20 protein-coding genes are annotated in these 20,265 nt (G+C 65.0%); 10 read left to right on the forward strand and 10 right to left on the reverse strand.

Annotated elements, in window-relative coordinates; genetic code table 11:
* Nucleotides 1-2 precede the first annotated feature (2 nt).
* The 5 genes from ACTJKX_RS25940 to ACTJKX_RS25960 form a co-directional block, all read right to left on the reverse strand.
* A complete protein-coding gene (locus tag ACTJKX_RS25940) occupies nucleotides 3-1,412 on the reverse strand; it encodes an FAD-binding oxidoreductase (protein WP_440727005.1) in 1,410 nt (469 codons plus the stop codon).
* A 59-nt stretch (nucleotides 1,413-1,471) separates the two neighbouring features.
* Nucleotides 1,472-2,809, reverse strand: coding sequence for a cytosine deaminase (locus tag ACTJKX_RS25945; RefSeq protein ID WP_440727006.1), 1,338 nt, complete (start codon nucleotides 2,807-2,809; stop codon nucleotides 1,472-1,474).
* 2 nt (nucleotides 2,810-2,811) lie between these two features.
* Nucleotides 2,812-3,651 carry an ABC transporter permease gene (locus ACTJKX_RS25950; RefSeq protein WP_394312970.1) on the reverse strand — a complete coding sequence of 280 codons (840 nt, stop codon included), beginning with the start codon at nucleotides 3,649-3,651 and terminating at the stop codon, nucleotides 2,812-2,814.
* 35 nt (nucleotides 3,652-3,686) lie between these two features.
* Nucleotides 3,687-4,499 (reverse strand): ABC transporter ATP-binding protein, encoded by an 813-nt coding sequence (locus tag ACTJKX_RS25955; protein ID WP_376717724.1) that lies wholly within the window; start codon nucleotides 4,497-4,499, stop codon nucleotides 3,687-3,689.
* A gap of 106 nt (nucleotides 4,500-4,605) precedes the next feature.
* Nucleotides 4,606-5,622 (reverse strand): ABC transporter substrate-binding protein, encoded by a 1,017-nt coding sequence (locus ACTJKX_RS25960; protein WP_394312972.1) that lies wholly within the window; start codon nucleotides 5,620-5,622, stop codon nucleotides 4,606-4,608.
* Between the two features lie 147 nt (nucleotides 5,623-5,769).
* On the opposite strand from ACTJKX_RS25960, the gene ACTJKX_RS25965 reads away from it, so the two are divergent.
* The 9 genes from ACTJKX_RS25965 to ACTJKX_RS26005 all read left to right on the forward strand — a co-directional run bounded on the left by ACTJKX_RS25965 (nucleotide 5,770) and on the right by ACTJKX_RS26005 (nucleotide 14,268).
* Complete coding sequence (locus ACTJKX_RS25965) at nucleotides 5,770-6,156, forward strand: RidA family protein (RefSeq protein WP_394312974.1); 387 nt, start codon at nucleotides 5,770-5,772, stop codon at nucleotides 6,154-6,156.
* A gap of 222 nt (nucleotides 6,157-6,378) precedes the next feature.
* Nucleotides 6,379-7,236 carry a LysR substrate-binding domain-containing protein gene (locus ACTJKX_RS25970; RefSeq protein ID WP_394313158.1) on the forward strand — a complete coding sequence of 286 codons (858 nt, stop codon included), beginning with the start codon at nucleotides 6,379-6,381 and terminating at the stop codon, nucleotides 7,234-7,236.
* A gap of 526 nt (nucleotides 7,237-7,762) precedes the next feature.
* On the forward strand, nucleotides 7,763-8,797 hold the full coding sequence (locus ACTJKX_RS25975; RefSeq protein ID WP_394313160.1) for an ABC transporter substrate-binding protein: 1,035 nt from the start codon (nucleotides 7,763-7,765) through the stop codon (nucleotides 8,795-8,797).
* A 298-nt stretch (nucleotides 8,798-9,095) separates the two neighbouring features.
* Nucleotides 9,096-9,986: an ABC transporter permease gene (locus ACTJKX_RS25980; protein ID WP_394312975.1), complete on the forward strand. Its 891-nt coding sequence runs from the start codon at nucleotides 9,096-9,098 to the stop codon at nucleotides 9,984-9,986.
* Complete coding sequence (locus ACTJKX_RS25985; RefSeq protein WP_149252045.1) at nucleotides 9,983-10,819, forward strand: ABC transporter permease; 837 nt, start codon at nucleotides 9,983-9,985, stop codon at nucleotides 10,817-10,819. Before ACTJKX_RS25980 ends, ACTJKX_RS25985 begins: the two co-directional genes overlap by 4 nt.
* Before the next feature lie 12 nt (nucleotides 10,820-10,831).
* Nucleotides 10,832-11,923, forward strand: a complete 1,092-nt coding sequence (locus ACTJKX_RS25990; RefSeq protein ID WP_311940066.1) for an ABC transporter ATP-binding protein — start codon at nucleotides 10,832-10,834, stop codon at nucleotides 11,921-11,923.
* Nucleotides 11,924-11,971: 48 nt separating this feature from the next.
* Nucleotides 11,972-12,763 (forward strand): transporter substrate-binding domain-containing protein, encoded by a 792-nt coding sequence (locus ACTJKX_RS25995; RefSeq protein WP_149252043.1) that lies wholly within the window; start codon nucleotides 11,972-11,974, stop codon nucleotides 12,761-12,763.
* A gap of 198 nt (nucleotides 12,764-12,961) precedes the next feature.
* Entirely contained in the window at nucleotides 12,962-13,630 is a 669-nt protein-coding gene (locus ACTJKX_RS26000) for an amino acid ABC transporter permease (RefSeq protein ID WP_311940064.1), read from the forward strand.
* Entirely contained in the window at nucleotides 13,627-14,268 is a 642-nt protein-coding gene (locus tag ACTJKX_RS26005) for an amino acid ABC transporter permease (RefSeq protein ID WP_311940062.1), read from the forward strand. Before ACTJKX_RS26000 ends, ACTJKX_RS26005 begins: the two co-directional genes overlap by 4 nt.
* A gap of 27 nt (nucleotides 14,269-14,295) precedes the next feature.
* Here the strand turns inward: ACTJKX_RS26005 and ACTJKX_RS26010 are convergent, their stop codons facing one another.
* Nucleotides 14,296-15,069 carry a siderophore-interacting protein gene (locus ACTJKX_RS26010; RefSeq protein ID WP_311940060.1) on the reverse strand — a complete coding sequence of 258 codons (774 nt, stop codon included), beginning with the start codon at nucleotides 15,067-15,069 and terminating at the stop codon, nucleotides 14,296-14,298.
* A gap of 24 nt (nucleotides 15,070-15,093) precedes the next feature.
* A complete protein-coding gene (locus ACTJKX_RS26015; protein ID WP_440727007.1) occupies nucleotides 15,094-16,533 on the reverse strand; it encodes an MFS transporter in 1,440 nt (479 codons plus the stop codon).
* A gap of 153 nt (nucleotides 16,534-16,686) precedes the next feature.
* Between ACTJKX_RS26015 and ACTJKX_RS26020 the strand changes: the two genes are divergently transcribed.
* Nucleotides 16,687-17,598: a LysR family transcriptional regulator gene (locus ACTJKX_RS26020; RefSeq protein WP_440727008.1), complete on the forward strand. Its 912-nt coding sequence runs from the start codon at nucleotides 16,687-16,689 to the stop codon at nucleotides 17,596-17,598.
* Between the two features lie 60 nt (nucleotides 17,599-17,658).
* On the opposite strand, the gene ACTJKX_RS26025 is transcribed toward ACTJKX_RS26020, so the two are convergent.
* From ACTJKX_RS26025 to ACTJKX_RS26035, 3 genes are all read right to left on the reverse strand, one after another.
* Nucleotides 17,659-17,922 carry a hypothetical protein gene (locus tag ACTJKX_RS26025; protein ID WP_311940055.1) on the reverse strand — a complete coding sequence of 88 codons (264 nt, stop codon included), beginning with the start codon at nucleotides 17,920-17,922 and terminating at the stop codon, nucleotides 17,659-17,661.
* A 1-nt stretch (nucleotide 17,923) separates the two neighbouring features.
* Complete coding sequence (locus tag ACTJKX_RS26030) at nucleotides 17,924-18,934, reverse strand: WD40 repeat domain-containing protein (protein WP_440727009.1); 1,011 nt, start codon at nucleotides 18,932-18,934, stop codon at nucleotides 17,924-17,926.
* Nucleotides 18,935-19,140: 206 nt separating this feature from the next.
* Nucleotides 19,141-20,196: a CobW family GTP-binding protein gene (locus ACTJKX_RS26035; RefSeq protein ID WP_394312986.1), complete on the reverse strand. Its 1,056-nt coding sequence runs from the start codon at nucleotides 20,194-20,196 to the stop codon at nucleotides 19,141-19,143.
* Between the last annotated feature and the right edge of the window lie 69 nt (nucleotides 20,197-20,265).

The raw sequence follows: 20,265 nt of genomic DNA on the forward strand, positions 1-20,265 counted from the left end.
CGTCAGGCCTCCATTTGCATGCCCCGGAACAGATAGGTCCGGTTCTTGGTGTAATCATACTCGGGATCGTCCCAGGCGATCATCTTGCCGGGATTGAGCAAGCCCTTGGGATCGGCTTCGCGCTTGAAGGCGAGCTGCACCTCGTCAGTTTGCTTCATGCCGCCTTCCTCCAGCGTATAGCGGTGCGGATTGAACACCGGAGCGCCCATGTCCTCATGGATGCGGATGATCTCGTCGAGGCGCTCCTCGGTGGTGAACTTGACGAGCGGCAGCCCGAAACAGGTGATCTTGCCGTCGAAGCGCACGAATTCGAGATGGGCCACCACTTCGTCGCCGAAGAGGGCATGGATCCTGGAGACGAGATCGAGCTGATTGGGGAAGGGATAGAGCGTCTGCAGATAGGTGATGGTAGGGTCGATCTTGAGGGCGCGCAGCGTGGTGTGGTTCCAGCCGAGCTCGTAGATGTCGGGCAGGCCCTTGCGGTCGGCCTCGCTCATGTCAGATGTCGAGAACAAGAGTTCGGCGCCCTTGCGCCGACGGGTGATGGTGAGGAAGGCATCGTAGTTCTGCGGGGCGATCATGGCGCAGACGATGTGCTTGTCGCGCGGGATCCAGCGCCGGTGCCGGTTGAAATAGTCGTGGGCTGCCGGCGCAGCGACCACGGCGAGCTGTTTCTTGAGGATGCCGTCGGCCTCGCCCGTCTCATTGGCGAAGGCGGCTGCCTCGGCAAGCGTATCGAAGCCGACGATGACGTCGATCCATTTGAAGGCGGTGGTCAGCGGCATCTCGACTTCGGTGATGATGCCGTTGGTGCCGTAGGCATGGCTGACCTTGTGCAGGTCCTCGCCGGTGAGGTCGAGGATGCGCGGGCTGGCTTCCATCGTCACCACCTTGAGGCGGGTGACGTTGCCCCAGTCACGCAGCCCGCCCCAGGTGATCGAGCCGACGCCGCCCGAGCCGCCGGCGACGAAGCCGCCGATGGTGGCCGTCTTGGCGGTAGAGGGGTGCAGGCGCAGTTCCTGGCCGGAATGGGCCTGCGTCTTCTTGTCGATCTCGGCCATCACGGCGCCGGCCTCGGCGACCAGCACGCCGGGCTCGATCGAGATGATCTTGTCCATGAAGGACAGATCGAGCACGGCCCCGCGTGAAAGCGGCATGGCCTGGCCATAATTGCCGGTGCCGGTGCCGCGGGGCGTGACGGGAATGTCGAGTTCGTAGCAGGCGGCGAGTGCGGCAGCGACGTCGGCCGCCGATTTGGCGAAGATGATGCAATCGCCGGTGATGTGGTCGAGCTCGCGCTTGAGCACCGGCGAATACCAGAAGAAGTCGCGGCTCTTCTGCCGCACCAAAGTCGGGTGATCCTCGATGCGGATGTCGGGCAGGCGGGCCTTGAGGGCGGCGATGTCGGTCATGCGATCGAACCTGGCGGAGATTTTCGGGGGCGGGTCTTCAGACCCGCCGATTCGAGCGATCAGGGGTGGTGGGAAGCAGGCGGGTCTGAAGACCCGCCCCCCAGCACCGCGTCCAGCTCTTCATAGTCCGGCAAAGTGGTGTCGATGGCGCGGCCATCGCGCACCACGATGCGATCGGCCTGCGGGCGGGACAGCAGTTCCGTCCAGGTCCTTGCCTTGAACAGCACGAAATCGGCCGGGCCCCCGACGCGCAGCCGGCCGGCATCGATGCCCATCACCGAGGCCGGCGTCGCCGTGATGGCCTTGGGCCAGTCGCCGAAGGGATGGTCGAGATGGGCCACACGGGTCGCCTCGCGGAACACCTCGAGGGCATCGAGATCGCCATAGGCATAGAAGGGGTCGCGGGTGTTGTCGGAGGAGACTGCGACATCAACGCCCGCAGCCTTCAATTCGTGCAGCAGCGTCACGCCGCGCGAGCGCGGGGTGCGGCCGGGAACACGATCCTGAAGATAGAGATTGCACATCGGCAGCGACACCACGGCGATGCCGGCTTCGGCCACCTTGTCGATGGTGGCCTTGATCTCGTCCTCCTCCTGCCGGGCGAGGGAACAGCAATGGCCGACCGTGACCTGGCCGGCGAAGCGATGGCGCAGGGCTGCCTCGGCGACGTGGCGCAGGGAACGGGCGGTGGGGTCCTGGGTCTCGTCGACGTGGAAATCGAGGTCGAAGCCATTATCGGCGGCGAGACGGAACAGCGTGTCCAGGCCCTGGTCAAGCTCCGGCAGCATATAGGTGACGCCGCCCAGGATGCCGTCATGTGCGCGCAGGGCTGCGATGATGTCCGACATATGCGCACGATCGGCCACGTGCTCGATGGAGAACAGCGCCACCGCCTGCAGCTCGATACGGCCGGCCCATTTTTCTCGCATGTCGGTAAGGACCGGCCAGGAAATGCCGATCTGCTTGCCGATCGAATCGAGATGGGTGCGGATGGCCGACGTGCCATGCGCATAGGCGCAGCGCAGCGAGAAATCCATGCGGGCGGCGACGTCGGCGGCCGACCAATTGGCTTCGCGATCCAGGGTGACGTTGTCGAGCGCCCCGAAGAAGGTGCCGTCGGGATTGCGGCGACGCGGCCAGATATGGCCCTTGTCGAGATGGGTGTGCAGTTCCACGAAGCTCGGGAACACCATGCCGGTCGAGAGCGCGTCGGTGGGGCCCGTCACGGCCTCGATCGCCTCGATGCGGCCGTCGGCGACGGTCAGGCAGACGCGCGCCAGACCGTCTTGGTCGATGCCGGCAAGCCGCTGTGGTACCAGGCAGGCCGGCACGCTGGCCTCGACCGCCCAGCGGACGGCGGGTGGGATCTTGGCGGCTGATTGAACGGATTTGGGCACGATCAGTTTTCCCGCTTCAGCGCGCTCTCATGCCATTTGTGCAGCAGGAGATGCGACAGATAGGACAGGGCGAGGAAGATGACGATGCCGCTCAGCGACAGCAGCACCAGCGCGGCATAGGCACGCGGATAGGCAAAATAGCGCGGCGCGAGATAGATGATATAGCCAAGCCCGCCGCGGGCGCCGCCCGCGCCGGTGGCAAGCTCCGACACCACGGCGCCGATCAGCGACAGGCCGCCGGCAATGCGTACGCCGCCGAGGAAATAGGGCAGGGCGCCGCGCAGCCGCAGCAGCCATAGCTTCTGCCAGGACGAAGCGCGGTAGAGCTCGAACAGATTGAGCAGATTATGGTCGGTCGAGCGCAGGCCGATCAGCGTGTTGGCGAGCACCGGGAAGAAGGCGACGAGCCACACGCAGATCAAGAGCACGGTGGCCTGCGAGAAGATCACCAGCAAGAGTGGCGCCAGGGCCAGGACCGGCGTGACCTGCAGAATGATCGCATAGGGATAGAGCGTATATTCGACCAGCCGCGACAGCGAGAACAGGATGGCCAGGCACACCCCGCCCACCACCGCGAGTACGAAGCCTTTCAGCGTTACTTCCAGGGTGAAGAGCCAGGCCGGCCCCAGTGTTTCCCATTCGCGGAAAAAGGCCGCCCAGATCTCGCTGGGAGCGGGCACCACCTTCATCGGCGTGAGGCCGGCCGCCACGCAATATTCCCAGGCCCCCAGCACCACCACCAGAAAGGCGAGCGGCAGCAGCCATTTCAGCAGGGCTGGCGGGCCCCGGCGGGATGCTGCGGAAGGGGCGGCGGCATCGCCCGCTGAACTGATCGCGCTCATCCTGTTCCTGCCCTCCTGATCCAAATCTCTCGCGATCAATGCCCGTCGACGGTCTCGGCGGCCTTGCCGATGGCCGAGGTCAGCGCGGCGGAGGCCTGGCGGCAATAGTCGACATAGATGGGCGTGGTGCGGAAGGCCGCGCCGCGCGGGCGTTCCGCATCGATGGTGAGTTCGGCGAAGGCCCGTCCCGGCCGGGCCGCCATCACCACGATGCGATCGGAAATATAGACGCTTTCGAACACCGAATGGGTGACGAACACCACCGTCCAGCCGAGTTCGCCTTGCAGGCGCATCAGGTCGTCGTTGAGTTTCTGGCGTGTGATCTCGTCCAGCGCAGCGAAGGGTTCGTCCATGAGGAGGAGCCTGGGGCGGGTCACCATGGCGCGGGCGATCGAGACGCGCATGCGCATGCCGCCGGAGAGTTCGCGCGGATAGGCATCGGCGAAGGCGGCCAAGCCGACGCTTTCGAGGGCCTGCATGACCGGATCCCGGACGGCCTTTCGCGATACGCCCTTGAGGCGCGCGGGCAGCCAGACATTGTCGAAGACGCTGGCCCAGGGCATCAGCGTCGGTTCCTGGAAGACGAAACCGACGTCGCGGGAATGGTCCGCTCCGCCATCCGCCCAGACCACGCTGCCGCTCGAGGCCTCGCCCAGCCCGGCGATGATGCGCAGCGCCGTCGACTTGCCGCAGCCCGAAGGTCCCAGCAGAGAGAGGATCTCACCCTGGCGAATGTCGAGGTCGAGATGCTGGAGCGCGGTCGTGCCCGAGGAGAAGGTCTTGCCCACGTCGCGCAGCGAGACGACGGTCGGGCGGGCCGGAGGGTTCAAGATGGACCTCCGGTACATTGGCTTGGCCTGTCGCCTCGGCGAGATGGCCCTTTATTGCCGGGGCAGCGCCACCCCGACCGGGAGGCGTGGCGGAACTCTGCCGCTAACACTCGACCCAACATCGTCACTTCTTGATCAGGTCGGAGCCGACATTCTTGTTCACGAATTTCAGCGTGTAGGCCTTCTTGTAGTCGAAATCGGGCTTGTAGAGGCCGACGGCGACCATCTTGTCGAAGAAGGACTTCATATGCTCGTCGGTCATGGCGCCGATGCCGCTTTTCTCGGCGTCACCCGACATGACGATGCCATAGGCCTTGATCTGCTTGACGGCGAAGGCGAGGTTCTCGTCGGTCATGTCGGGATTGTCCTTCTGGATCGCCGCATTGCCGAGCTTGTTGTCGCCGTAGAGATAGGTGGCCCAGCCGATCGCCGAGGCATCGACGAATTTCTGCACCACGTCAGGCTTGGCATCGATGATGTCCTGGCGGGTGACGATCAGGGTCGAATAGGTGTTCCAGCCCTGGTCCGCGATCAGGAAGACATTGGGCTTGAAGCCGCCGCCCTTTTCCACCTGGAGGGGCTCGGACGCCACATAGCCCTGCTGGACCGAACCCTTGTCGGCGATGAAGGGGCCGGGATTGAAGTCGTAGGGCTTGACGGCCTCGTCGGTGAAGCCGAAGGCCGCCTTCATCCAAGCATAGCCGGTGGCCTGGAAATCGGGGCCTATGAAGATGGTCTTGGCCTTCTTCAGGTCTTCCCAGCTGTCGAGGCCGACGCCGGGATGCGTCATCAGGATCTGCGGGTCCTTCTGGAAGGTCGCGGCCACCGCGACGAGGGGAACACCCTCCTTGGCGGCTGAAAAGACCTCGACCAGGTTGCCGCCCATGTAGAAATCGTTCTTGCCTGCGACCAGGGCGGTGGCGTTGTTGGCGGTCGGGCCGCCCTGCACGATCTCGACGTCAAGGCCGAACTTCTTGTAGGTGCCGTCGGCTACTGCCTGATAGTAGCCGCCATGCTCGCCCTGGGCCAGCCAGTTGGTGCCGAAGCGTACCTTCACCAGTTCCTCGGCACAGGCGCCGTTCAGGCCGGCAAAAACCACGGCTGTCGCTGCAAGCACGGCGGTCCTGAGCATGCTCTTCATTCCTGTCGCCTCTGTTCGGTTTCGTCCTGGGAGTTACTGGTATCGGATTGCCGCAACGCCGGTGCACGATTGTTAGCGCCAATTCACGCTTGCACAAGTCGTGATCACGATTAATTTTGCGCCGGCCAGATTTTCGAAGGACCCGCCATGCTTCGCGCCGTCACACCGTCCTCGCTGCGGGCTCCCTTCGCCCGCTACAGCCACGCCATGGAGGTGCCGGCCGGCGCCCGCATGCTATTTTGTTCCGGTCAGCTCGGCATCGGCCCGGACGAGTCGATTCCGGAGGGGGCCGAAGCACAGGCCAGGCTGATCTTCAAGGCGATCGAGACGATCCTGGTCGAGACCGGCATGGCGCTCGCCGATATCGTCAGGATCAATGCCTATGTCACCGGTCGCGAGCACATGGCAGGTTATATGAAGGCCCGTGATGCGGTGGTGGCCGATCCGCCGCCCGCCTCCACCCTGATGATCGTCTCGGGCTTCACGCGGGAAGAGTTCAAGGTCGAGGTGGAGGTGGTGGCGGCAAAGGCGTGAGAGCCGAGGGAGGCAACCGGTCGCCATAGGCCCTTGTGATTTTCGATCGGTATGGAACAATGCCCACAAGCGTCCTGGGCCTTGAAAGGGCCGGCCGGCACAGGCGGGGACGCCAGACCAGGGGATCGAAAGCATGGACCACCTTATCCGGCGCCCCGCGGCGTACGTGCCGCCGTCATGCGTCCCGCCCATCCGGCTTGCCGGCTCTTCGCCGCACTCCGCATGCTGAACCTCGATCCCTACCTGCTTCGCGCCTTTCTCTCCGTCGCCGAAGTGGGGACGGTGAACGGCGCGGCACTGTCGCTGCATCGCACGCAGGCCGCGGTCAGCATGCAGATCCGCAAGCTCGAGGCCTTGGTCGGATCGGATCTGTTCGAGCGCAGCCCCAAGGGGCTGACGCTGACCGCGGACGGGCTGCTCCTGGTGCCCTATGCCCGCGAGATCCTCACCTTGACCGACGAGGTCGGCAAGCGCCTGAACGGACGGCAGATCGAGGGACGCATCCGCCTCGGCGTGGTCGAGGATTTCGCCGCCACCCGGCTGATCGAGATTCTCCGCGATTTCCGTGACAAGAATGCCCGGGTCGACATCGACATCCTGGTCGAATCCAATGCGCGGCTGGCCGCCATGCTGGAGAATGACGAACTCGACATCGCTGTCTGCGATACCAGCCGCTGCAGCCGTAAGCCGATGCATGTCTGGAACGAATATCTGCACTGGGTCGGACGGTCCGACATCGAGTTCACGCCGGACACGCCGCTGCCCGTGATCATGTTCGTGGAAAGCTGTCCCTGGCGGGGGCCGGCCATGGCGACGCTGGCCATGCGCAACCGCAACTGGCGCATCGTCTGCGAGGCCTCGACTTTGGTGGCGATGGCGACGGCGGTGCGCGTGGGCATCGGCATCGGCCCGATGATTGCGGCCACCATTCCCGAGGGCTGCCGTGCCCTCGACAAGACCATCGACATGCCGGGCTCGGCCCGGGTCGACATCGGTCTCTATGTCCGCAGCGGTGCGCGCGAGGAATCGCGTTTCCTGGCCGATTTCGTGCTGCGCCAGGTCGAGCTCGGCCACGCCTGAGCTGTTTTCAATAGGCGACCCGAGCTCGATAAGATCGCCACGAGAAGTCGAGTTCGCACAAGCCTGATATCGATCTGGGCGAATGTTTTGTCATCCCCGGCCGAGCGAAGCGAGGAGAAGGGGATCCAGGGGCTAGAGCGTTTTTGCTTTTCGTTGAATCGCAAAAAAGCTCTATCTTTTTGTTTTTACGCGTTTTCTTAATCGAAAAGTCTGTCAACTTTTCTGGAAAACGCTCTAAGGTATTGAAACCGTTGGCCGCTGGATCCCCTTCCCGTGGCCTGTGGCCTCGCCGGGGATGACAAACAGACACTCCGTATCGTCTATATGAGACAATCCGCATGTCCGGGGGCATTCAGCAACGCTTATACCCTCACGCGAATTATCCGGCTACCGCAGGCTGCCTTTTTCGGGCCCCCTTGGCCTCGCCTGAACCTGTCCATAACAGTCGATCCACGACGAGGGCATGGTGATCGCTACCGAGGGGAACATCATGATTGAACTGTCGCGCAGGAACCTGCTCGCTCTCATGGGCTCGCTGAGCCTGCCCGTCTTGCTGGGGCAGGCCGCACCGGCCCGGGCCGCCGGCACCAAGCTGACCGCCGTCGAATGGGGCGGCGACGTCGTCAAGGCGATGAAGGAAATCGCCGCCCAGCAAAGCGCTGCCGAGATCGACTGGGTGCTGCACCAGGGCGGCGCCGCCGCCATCCTGCCCAAGATCAAGGCGATCTGGCCGCGCACCGATTTCGACTATGTCGCCGGCTGGGAAGGCTCCTTCAACTCGATGATCAAGGAAGACTGGCTGGAGACCGTCAACCCGGCCGACATTCCCAATCTCGCCGACATCCCCGCCAAGATGATCATCAAGAATGACAAGGGTGGCATCATGGCGGTGCCGCGCGCCGTCGGCGGCATGTATTTCGGCTATCGCACCGACACCGTGCCGATGCCGGTCACCAAGATCGACGACCTGTTCGATCCCAAGCTGAAGGGCGCCATCTGCTGGCCGGGCCCGACCCAGAGCATGATGCTGCAGATCGTGGCGCTGGCCCTGCATGGCGGCGGCGACGAGAAGAACATGGAACCGGGCTGGAAGCTGATGGCCGACCTGGCCAAATCCGGCAATATCGGCCGCATCGCCGTGACCGACGTCGATTTCACCAATTCCTTCACCGCAGGCGAGACCTCGGTCGGCTTCTTCGCCGAGCCGAGCTGGGCGGCCGTCGCCAAGAACTTCCCGGTGACCCGCCTGACCAAGCAGAAGGGCATGGCGACCTTCCTCTATCAGAGCGGCTTTGCCGTGCTGAAGAACCGGCCCAACCTCAAGGCGACGCTGGACTTCATCAATTTCGCCATCAGCCCGGCGATGAACACGCTCTACGCCAAGGTCGCCGGCGAAGCGCCGCTCAACGCCAAGGCCGAAAAGCCCGACAATCTCAAGCACCTGATCTTCACCCCGGCCGAAATGGACGAGTTCGTCCATGTGCCCGACTACAATGTCGTGCTCTCCAACCAGGACGCCTGGGCCAAGCGCTGGGAAGCCGACATCGCCCCGCTGCTGTGAAGTAACTTCGAGTGGGCGCATCGGAATCGATCTCCGGCCTAGTAGGCAACAGCCTTGCGGGTCGCGCGAGATGACGGACTTAACGAAAGAGTGCGACGCGTGTGCCCCCCCTCGCCCCGTCCTTACGGGGAGAGGATAGAGGTGAGGGGCTTCGCAAAGCGCTTAATCACTAAGGTCACGCTGCCCCTCATCCCTACCTTCTCCCCGTAAGGACGGGGCGAAGGGGTGGCTGGCGTCGCGACCATGAAGCCAGCCCTTACCTCCGGATTGCCCGCTCCGTCTGCAGGAGGATTTCGCCTTGTCGGCCCCAGCCCTTTCGACGGCCAGCCCCACGACGTCATCGCCCAATCGTGGCGCGATACTGCTGCTCGTGCCGGCGCTCGCAGTCTTTGCCCTGATCTTCGTCGCACCGCTGATCGACCTCGCTTTGGAAAGCTTCCGTCAATTCGTGCCGGGACGCATCGGTTCGGCGGCGGATTCGCCCTTCGTACTCGACAATTATCGCGAGCTGGCCAGCCCGTCCTTCGCGGGTGTGCTGGTGGAGACCTTCCGCATCAGCGTCGCTGCCTCGCTCGTCGGCCTCATCATCGCCTTCCCGATCGCCTATGGCATCGTGCGCCGCTTCTCGCCGCGCGGGCGGGTTGCCTGCATCGGCCTGATGATCACGCTGGTGCTGCTCTCCATGCTGGTGCGCACCTATGCGCTGGAGCTGACCTTCGGCTCGGTCGGCATTATCAGGCCTCTGCTGACCCTGCTCGGCATCGCGCCCACCAGCCGCTGGTATATCGAGACCCTGGTCGGGGCAGGGCTGTTGCATGCGGTGATCCCGATCAGCGTGCTGACGTTGATGGGCACGGTGCAGAATCTCGACCCGCGCCTGATCGATGCCGCCCAGTCCCTGGGGGCGCCGGCCTGGCGCGCCCATCTCGACATCACCCTGCGGCGCAGCCTGCCGGCGCTGGTGTCGTCCTTCCTGGTCTCGCTGACCTTCTCGATCAGCGCTTTCGTCATTCCGATGGTGCTCGGCAAGGGGCGGGTGCTCTTCATCTCCAACGTGATCTACAACCGCTTCAGCGACGTCTCCAACTATCCCAGCGGCGCCGCCGTCTCGATCACCATGCTGATCCTGACCCTGATCGTCGTCTATCTGGTCTCGCTCGTGCAGCATGGCCGGAGGAAAAGCGTATGACCGCCGACGGCAATGCCAAAGTGTGGGGCGATCGCCTCGCCATCACCGGCACCAACATCGTGATCGGGCTCGGCCTGGTCTTCCTGGTCGTGCCGCTGCTGGTGGCGGGGCTGCTCGCCTTCGACGCCCGCGACTATCTCGGGCCGCTGCCGCCGCCAGGCCTGTCGCTGCACTGGTTCGAAAAGCTGTTCTCGCAGGATTATGTCGTGGCGGGCCTGACCACCAGCCTCGAGATCGCTGTGCTGGCGACCGTCATCAACGTGGTGATCGGCACCGCGGCGGCGGTCGGGCTCGACCGTGGCGAGTTCCGCGGCAAGGGCGTGATCATGGGGGCCTTCCTGTCGCCGCTGATCGTGCCGGCCGTGGTGACGGGTTTCGCCCTCCTGCTGTTCCTCTCCAAGATCGGCGTGATCAGCGGTTTTCCGCGACTGCTGGCCGGGCACGTCATCATCACGCTGCCCTACGCCCTGCGCGCCACTTTGGCGAGCCTGGTCGGCCGCGACAAGCGCCTGACCGAGGCTGCCCTGATCCTGGGAGCCACGGAGAAGCAGGCCTTCTGGAGCGTCACCCTGCCCTTGATCCGCACCGGCATCGTCACCGGCGCCGTCTTCACCTTCGCGATCTCGATGGACGACGTCGCCGTCAGCCTCTTCCTTACCGACCCCACCACCTACACGCTGCCGGTGGCGCTGGTGAGCAATATGCGGGCTTCCTTCGACCTCACCATCGCGGCCGCCGCCGTGCTGCTGGTCGGCATCACCGCCATCCTCATCATCATCCTCGAACGCCTCGTCGGTTTCGACCGGCTGATCGGGCAGGGAATGTTCAGGTAACAGGAGCCAGACATGGCGAACTCCGTGGAATTCATCAATGCCGTCAAGCATTTTGGCGACGTGACAGCGGTCGACGGCGTTTCCTTCTCGATCGCCGGTGGCGAGACCGTCGCCCTGCTCGGCCCGAGCGGCTGCGGCAAGACCACCATCCTGCGCATCATCGCCGGTTTCGAACGACCCGATTCCGGCGTGGTGCGCATCGCCGGCGAGGACGTCACCCGGCTCCGGCCCTATCAGCGCAATGTCGGCCTCCTGTTCCAGCACTATGCGCTGTTCCCGCACATGACCATCGCGGAAAACGTCGCCTATGGGCTGCGCTACCGGGGCTGCCCGCGCAACGAGATCGACGACCGCGTCGCCCAGATGCTGGAGCTGGTGCGCCTGCCGGATTTCGGCCATCGCAAGCCCCATCAGCTTTCAGGCGGCCAGCAGCAGCGCGTCGCCCTGGCCCGCGCCCTGGCCACGCGCCCCGGCCTGGTCCTGCTCGACGAGCCGCTCTCCGCCCTCGACGCCAAATTGCGCCAGGAATTGCGGGCCGAGCTCAAGCAGGTGCTGGCCGCCGTCGACGCCACTACTATCGTGGTCACCCATGACCAGGAGGAGGCGATGAGCCTGGGCGAACGGGTCTTCGTGATGAAAAGCGGCACGATCGTGCAGGCCGGGCCGCCCAACGAGGTCTATGGCCAGCCGCGCTCGCGCTTCGTGGCCGAGTTCATGGGCCGGGCCAACTGGTTCCGCGGCCGCCTGGAAGCCCATGGCAACGGGCTTGCCGCCTTTGTCGGCGCCAATGGCATGAAGCTGGTGGTCTCCACCTTCGACGATGCCGCCGGGCGCGGGGAGGTGGATCTGTGCGTGCGGCCAGAAAGCATTGATCTGATGCCGTTGCAGGCCGCAGCCACTTCCGGTGAGCGCAACCGCATTCCCGGCCAGGTGCTGGAGGTGACGCCGCTCGGCGCCATGCGGCAGATCCTCGTCGAACTGCAGGGCGGCGGGCAGGTGCTTGCCGTCCAGCCCAACCGTAGCGGCGAGGCGCACGGCCCCGGGCAGCCTGTGATCGTCGGCCTGCCGGCGGAGGGCTGCGTGGTCGTGCCGGTCGCCGCCTGAGCCTTTGCCTGCCGTTACCATCAACCATCCAGAGAAAGGAACGACATCATGATCCTTCGCAACATCCTGCGCGCGGCCGCCCTGACGGCCGCCCTGTTCGCGGGCAGCCTCGCCGCCAAGGCCGACGCGCTCGACGACATCACCAAGGCCGGCGTGATCAATGTCGGCGTCTTCGCCGACTTCCCGCCCTTCTCCTCGGTCAATCCGGACATGAGCCTGAAGGGCTATGATATCGACGTCGCGCAGATCCTCGCCGACGGACTGAAGGTCAAGCTCAACCTGGTCAGCGTGACCGGCCAGAACCGCATTCCCTTCCTGACCGAAAAGCGCGTCGACCTCCTGATGAGCGTCGGCTACAGCGCCGAGCGCGAGAAGGTGGTCGACTATGTCTCGGCCTACGCGCCCTATTATATCGCCGTGATCGGCCCGCAGGCCCTCAAGGTCAGCGGCAAGGAAGACCTGGCCGACAAGTCCATCGCCGTCAATCGCGGCACGCTGGAGGACACCTCCCTGACGGCAGTGGTGCCTGCATCGGCCGATGTCCGCCGCTTCGACAACTATAACTCGGTGATCCAGGCCTTCCTCTCCGGCCAGGCCCAGGTGATGGTGGTGGGCAACGATGTCGGCTCGCAGGTGCTGGCCAAGCGGGTGGACCTCAAGCCCGAGCAGAAGTTCCAGCTTTTGTCCTCGCCCGACCATATCGCCATCAACAAGAACGAGCCCCGCCTCAAGCAGGCCCTCAATGACGCCGTCGCCAAGCTGCTGGCGGATGGCAAGCTCAACGAGATCTCGGTGAAGTGGCTGCAGAAGCCGTTGGACCCCAAGGATCTCAAGGACTGATGCCAAGGCAGATGTTCGATCTGTCATCCCCGGCGGGCCAAAGGCCCGGAAAGGGGGTCCAAGGGCCAACGCCGCCGCGATTGCCCCTGGATTCCCCTTCCCCCGCCTTCGGCGGTGCCGGGAATGACAAAGACATCGGTCGATCGGTCAAATGCACAGCCGTCGGTGCGGCGCGGCTTTGAGGGGAAGGGCCTTATAATGGGCAGTAGTCTCGACTTCGGCTGGCTCGGCGAGGCCTTCGCCGCAATCGCAAGGGGGGCGGGGATCACGATCCTGATGATCCTGGTCTCGGCCCTGCTCGGCATCATCCTCAGCGTTCTCGGGGCGGCCGCCCGGCGCAGCCGCCAGGCGCCGTTGCGCTATGCGGTGACCGCCTATGTGGAGCTGATCCGCAACACGCCTTTCATCGTGCAGATGTTCTTCATCTTCTTCGGACTGCCGACAGTGGGCATCCTGCTCAATCCCCTGGTGGTCGCCATCCTGGCCGTTACCATCAACCTCACGGCCTATGGCATCGAGATCGTCGGGGCGGGGCTCGATGCCGTTTCGCGAGGGCAGAAGGAGGCAGGGCTTGCGCTCGGCCTGCGCCCCCGCCAGGTCTTCGTCAAGATCGTGCTGCCTCAGGCCCTGAAGGTGATCTTTCCCGCGCTCAGCAGCCAGATCGTCATCATGATGCTGGAATCGGCCGCCGTCTCGCAGATCGCCGTGAAGGAGCTGACCTATGAGGCCGATCTCATCCAGGCCCGCACCTTCCTGCCGTTCGAGACCTATCTGGTGGTGGCCCTGATCTATCTGGTGCTGAGCATCGCCCTGCGGCGCCTGCTGCAGTTCGGCGGCCGTCGCTACCTGTTCGGAGGCTTGGCATGATCGAGTTCACCTTCTGGGACATTGCCCGCAACCTGATGCTGGCCGCCCGCTGGACCGTGCTTCTGTCCATCGTCGCCTTCATCGGCGGCGGCCTGGTCGGCCTCGCCATTCTGATCGCGCGCATCGACCGTCGCAAATGGCTGAGCCGGCCGGCCGAATGGTATATCGGGCTGTTTCAGGGCACGCCGCTGCTGCTGCAACTCTTCCTGGTCTTCTTCGGCCTGCCGCGCATCGGCCTGCGCATCGATCCCTGGCTGACGGCGGTGCTCGGCCTCACCCTGTGCGCCAGCGCCTTCCTGGCCGAGATCTGGCGTGGCGGCGTCGAAGCCCTGCCGCGCGGCCAGTGGGAGGCGAGCGCGAGCCTCGGCCTGCACTATTGGCGGCAGTTGCGTCTGATTGTCTTGCCGCAAGTGCTCTCGATGACGCGCGCTCCGACCGTCGGCTTCCTGGTGCAGCTGGTGAAGAGCACGGCGCTGACCTCGATCATCGGCTTCGAGGAATTGCTGCGCACGGCCAACGCCATCAACAACGCCACCTTCCAGCCCTTCACCGTCTATGGCTTCGTGGCGCTGATCTTCTTCGTGATCTGCTTCCCGCTGACGCGCTATGTCGATGCACTGGAAAAGCGCAGGGCGTAGAGTGGCGACACAAGCCGCCGTGCCGGCTCACTGGTCGCCGTCGCGATCCCGGAAATCGGTCTCGCCCTTCTTCCAGTAACCGGATGCGGTGATGCGGCGGCGATCGAGGCCGAGATCGAGCTGGAAGTGACGGCGCAGCGTGCGCACGGTGCCGGCTTCGGCAGCGAGCCATACCTGGCTCGCCTGCGGGGGCAGCACCGCCGCCATCATGGCATCCTGCAGAGCCGTACCGACGCCGGCCGGCAAGCCGTGGCGAGGCAACCAGGTGAGATGAAGCTGCGCCTGCGTATGCAGGATCTGGATATCGGCGGGATCGGGGATTTCGACGAAAGCCTCCACCGTGAGACCCGCCGGCAACGCCTCGATGATGGCACCGATGGCCGGCAGGGCGGTCTCGTCGCCGCCGATCAGGAGATGGCGCAACTCGGGCTCGAGCCGGAAGCCGCTGCGAGGCCCGGCGATCTGGATGACGTCGCCGGGTTTTGCCTGTGCGGCCCAGAGCGAGCAGGGGCCATCGCCATGCAGGACGAAGTCGATATCCATCTCACCCTCGGCCTGGCGGAAGGCGCGGATGGTATAGGCGCGGCCGCTCGGCCGTTCCAAACAGGGCGTCGGTACGAAGACCTTCACCCATTGGGCGGGCCTGTTTGCCAGAAAATGCACCAGGGCCGTGCTCGCGAGGGTGATGCGCTGCATATGCGGGGTCAGCTGCCTGGTGGTGCAGACTTCGGCGACGTGCAGGCGGCGCTCGGGCGAAACCGGACGCGCTTCGGTCCGTTCATCGATGTCATGGGGTGTCATGGCTGTTGTCCTGTGGGAGGAAGGTCAGGCGCGGCGACGGCGGAGCGTGGCGAGCGCCAGGAGGAGGGCCAGGACGCCCATGGCGCCGCCCCATTCGAAAACGATGCGCATGCCGTGGGCGATGGCCTCGGGCGCAGCGGTGGCGCTGTCGCCGCCGACCGCCAGGGCGAAGACGGCCCCCATCAGCGAGGCGCCGGTGACCAGGCCGAGATTGCGCGAGAGCGCCAGCAGCCCGGAGACGAGGCCGCGCTGTTCGGGGCGGGCATCGGCCATCACCGCCGTGTTGTTCGGCGTCTGGAAGAAGGCGAGGCCGATGCTGATCAGCAGGATGGCGGCGATATAGACCGGCAAGCCGTTGCTCACCGTGAGCTGGGCCATGCCGAAGGTGCCGACGGTGAACAGGCCGATGCCGGCCACCATGGTCTTTCGAGCGCCGAAACGGTCGGCGACGTAACCGGCGGGAACGCCCATCAGCGCCGCGGCGATCGGGCCGACGGTCATCGCCATGCCGACGCTGCGCGTATCCAGGCCGGCGACCTTGGCGAGGAAGAAGGGGCCGAGCACCAGTGTCGCCATCATCACGGCATAGATCAGCACGCTCATCGCCATGCTGGCCGACAGCAGCAGATTGCGGAACATCGCAAGACGCAGCAGCGGCGTGGCCGTTTTGACCTGGGCGGCAAGGAAGAGCACCAGGCCGGCAAGCGCGGCGACGATCAACTGCAGGACCAGCGGGTCGGCAAAGCCGCGCGAACCGGACAGGGTCATGGCCAGGCAATAGGCGGCGAGCGTGGCGGCGAACAGCGCCGTGCCGAGCCAGTCGAAGCGGGTGGCGGGCATCGGGTGCTTCGGCGCATCGACGGCCGTGGGCAGATAGCGGCTGATCAGCACGAAAGCCAGCAGGCCGAAGGGCAGGTTGAGCCAGAACATCGCCGGCCAGCCGAAGGCGGCCAGCGCCAGCGAGCCGAGCGAGGGGCCGAGTGCGATGCCGAACGAGACCATGGTGGAGAGCACGCCCATGGCAAAGCCGGTGCGTCCCCGCGGGAAGACCTCGCCGACAAAGGCGAAGGACAGGGCCATGATGATGGCGCCGCCGAGCCCTTGCACGGCTCGCCCTGCGATGAGCACGGGCAGGCTGGGCGCCAGGGCGCAAGTGACCGAGGCCGCCATGAAGATGACGAGACCGGCCAGATAGAGCCGCTTCTTGCCGAGCTGGTCGCCGAAGCGGCCGACGCCGACGATCAGGGCGGTGACGACGAGCAGATAGCTCACCACCACCCATTGCACCGCCCCGAAGGAGGTGCCGAACGCCGTCACCATATGCGGCAGGCCGACATTGACGATGCCGGTGCCGAGCTGGGAGAGCAGGATGGCGAGGGACAGGCCGGTGAGCACAAGGCCGCTGCGAAGAGGCCGGTGGGGCACTGCCCGGGCGGCGGGATGGGAATGAAGGGCTTGATTCATGATGGACCGCGCATTCGAGGCTCCGAGGGGAGCGGTGAGCCCGGGCGAGGCCGGGCTGATGTCGATCCGTTTGTAGGTGCCTTCAAATGATGCATACAGTGCAATGATGGAAATGTATGATTGCATCATATGCATCTATAGATATCGATTCCGATGAACCGTCCTGCCCCTGTCACGCCGTCGTCCCTGGTGGACATGAACCTTCTGGTCGCCCTCGATGCCCTGCTCTCGGAGGGCAGCGTGGCCGGTGCGGCGCAGCGCATGAATCTCAGTGCCCCTGCCATGAGCCGCCAGCTCACCCGCATCCGCCATTTGCTGCGTGACCCCGTGCTGGTGCGGGCCGGGCGCAGCCTCGTGCCGACCCCGCGTGCCGAGGCATTGCGCGAGCGCCTGCGGCGCCTGGTGCTCGATGCGGAGGCGGTGATCCGCGGCGAGGGGGAGATCGATCCAGCGATGTTGGAGCGCAGTTTCTGCCTGCGCACCAATGACGGCTTCGTCGCTGCCTTCGGCGCGGCGATCGCCACGACCCTGGCGCGCGAGGCGCCGAAGGTCAGGGTGCGCTTTGCACCGCAGGGCAAGGAGGATGTTGCACCGCTGCGCGAAGGCAGCGTCGATCTGGACATCGGCGTCATCGGCGCCATGGGACCGGAGGTTCGGCTCCAGGCCCTGCTGCATGATCGCTTCGTCGGGGTGATCAGGCAGGGCCATCCGCTGGCTGGCGGGCCGGTGACATCTGAGGCTTTCGCGCGCTTTCCCCACGTCTCCGTGTCGCGGCGCGGGCGCTTCGAGGGGCCGGTGGATACGGGGCTTGCCGTTCTGGGTTTCACGCGTACCGTTTCGGTCGCCGTCGCCAATTTTGCCGATGCGCTGACGCTGGTGCGCTCGAGCGATCACATCGCCTGCGTCGCCGCGCGCCTGACCGAGCCGCTGCGCGACGGCATGGTCACTTTCGACCTGCCGGTGAAGACCGACGCCGTCGCCATCTCCATGGCCTGGCACCCACGCTTCGATGCCGACCCGGCCCATCGCTGGTTGAGGTCGCGCGTCAGGGCCTGCGTCCGCTGATCCAGAGGCATGCGGCTTGGCTTGCGGTTCCAGGGAACGCCATGCCGAGCGATGCCCACCCTATCCGGCCAGCGCCTGTTCGACCTGGACTCGTTCGACCTCGACAAGCGGCGCCAGCACCTTGTAGGCCTTGGTCTTGACGCCCGGCTGCATCACCAGGATCACCGTCTCGGTTCCCGGGCAGGCGGCGTCCCCGCACTGGATTTCGCTGACGGAGATGGTGGTGTCCTCGCCGAGATCCAGGATCTCCCGCACCATCTGCTTGATGGCGGCGGCCTTGTCGCGGTCGGCCTGGCTGGGTTTGCGGAACAGGCCGAACACCACCTCAGGCGGCTCCGGGCAGAGTAAGGATGCCGGCGGCGCCATCCTCGGCGCCGAGGGCGAGCTGGGCGCCGGTCTTGTCCCAGGCAAGTGCCGTGATGCCTGATCCGGGCATGGCGCGGCGCACCAGGATTTCGGAGGCGTCCGTCAGGCGGCAGAGCAGCACGCAGCCGTCCTCATAGCCGAGCGCCAGCACCAGCGCCTTGGGGTGGAAGGCGACCCGAGTCACCTTGGCATGGCGGATGCCGCATTCGCGCGGCGCCTTGCCCATCGGGCCGTCCTTGCTCTGGAAGGGCCAGACGATGCCGGCATCGGCGCCCGAGGTCGCCAGCCAGTTGCCGTCATGCGACCAGGAGAAGGAGCGCGTCTTGGAGGGATAGCCCGACATGCGCATGTGCTTCTTCTCGGCGACCGTCCAGCCATGCAGGGTGTTTTCCTGCATGGAGGTGACGATGAAGCGGTTGTCGGGCGAAATCGTGATGTCGAGGTGGCTGCCCTTCCATTCGTAGAATTCAGGCGCTGCGTTCGAATTGGGGAACCAGGCCGAGACGCCGTTGTAATGGGCGATGGCGAGGCGGTAGCCCTTGGGCATGAAGGCAAGGCCCCGCACGCTAGACGGTGCCGTCCACTGCTTCACATTGCCCTTTTCGTCGCGGGCATAGACGGCTTTGCCCGCCGACCAGGCCGTGGCGCCGCCTGTGGACACCGCCACCGCATCGATCCATTTGTTGCCGGCTTGCCCGACCTGGCTGATCTCGCCATTGGCAGAGAGCGTCATGATGCGCCCGTCGTCGCCGCCAGCCACCAGCATATTGGCATTGGCGGTGACGGCGAGCAGGCCGGCATCGCCGAACAGGGCATCGCGCTTCTCTTCACCGATCTCCGCCCTGAGCACGGTGCCGTCGGCCAAGGCGAAGACGGGCGTGCGGCTCAACCAATGGCAGGCCAGCACATGGCTGCCGGCCTCGATCGGGGTGACGCTCTCGGACAGGGAGGGGAAGCTTGCGGTGTTCAAGGGAAACTCGCGGAAAATGTCATCCCGGACGCGCTGCATTGCGAAGCGATGCTGTGCGGATCCGGGATCGCAGGAGGAGAAAGACGCCTTCTCAGGCGCGCGGTCCACGGACTAAACCGACGGTTTGGTCTGACTGCGGCACGGCATTGCATGCCGCTCCGCGCACTCGTTACGACTTGCATCGCAAGTCGTAACGGAGGATGACGTCACGCCGCGCAGGCTTTGAAACCCTTTTCGAGCTCATCGCGATTGAGATTGTGCCCGATGAAGACTAGGCGCGACTCGCGCTTTTCGTCCGGCTTCCAGTCGCGCTGGAGGTCGCCGTCCACGATCATGTGGACGCCCTGCAGCACGAAGCGGCGCGGCTCGTCCTTGAAGGCGAGGATGCCCTTCCAGCGCAGCAGGCTCGGGCCTTCGCTCTGGGCGATGCGGTCGATCCAGGGCATGAACTTGGCCGGGTCGACATCGCCGTCGATCTTCAGCGACAGGGATTGCATGGTCTCGTCGTGATAGTGCTTCAGGCCGTGATCATGGTGATGATGGTGGTCATGGCCGTGATGATGATCATGGTCGTGGTCGTGCTCGTCGACCTCGAGGAAGGCGGGCTCCAGGTCGAGGATGCGGTCGAGGTCGAAGGCGTTGCGGCCGAGCACGTCCGCGATCGCCACGTTGGAGCGCGTCGCCTTGTGCAGCTTGGCATAGGGATTGAGGGCGCGGATGCGCATCTCAACCTCATGCAGCTCCGGCGCCGTGACGAGATCGGTCTTGTTCAGGACGATGACGTCGGCGAAGGCGATCTGGTTCTTGGCCTCGGGTGCATCCTTGAGGCGATCCTTCAGCCATTTGGCGTCGGCCACCGTGACCACGGCATCGAGGCGGGTCTTCTCGGCGACGTCCTGGTCGACGAAGAAGGTCTGAGCCACCGGGGCAGGATCGGCCAGGCCCGTGGTCTCCACCAGGATGGCGTCGAACTTGCCCTTGCGCTTCAGCAGGCCGTCGATGATGCGGATGAGGTCGCCGCGCACCGTGCAGCACACGCAGCCATTGTTCATCTCGAAGACTTCTTCGTCGGCGTCGACGATGAGGTCGTTGTCGATGCCGATTTCGCCGAATTCGTTGACGATGACGGCGAAACGCTGGCCGTGCGGCTCGGTCAGGATGCGGTTGAGCAGGGTGGTCTTGCCGGCGCCGAGATAGCCGGTGAGAACGGTAACGGGAATCTTGTCGGACGTCTTATCCTGCGAGGCAATCGTATCGGCCATGGCAATCTCCGGAGCGCAGGCGCGCTCTTCAGCAAAGAACAGGCGCGCGGCAAGGGGCGCTGCTACCCC

Source organism: Labrys sp. 22185, from assembly GCF_052045555.1.
Classification (GTDB): Bacteria; Pseudomonadota; Alphaproteobacteria; order Rhizobiales; family Labraceae; genus Labrys; species Labrys neptuniae.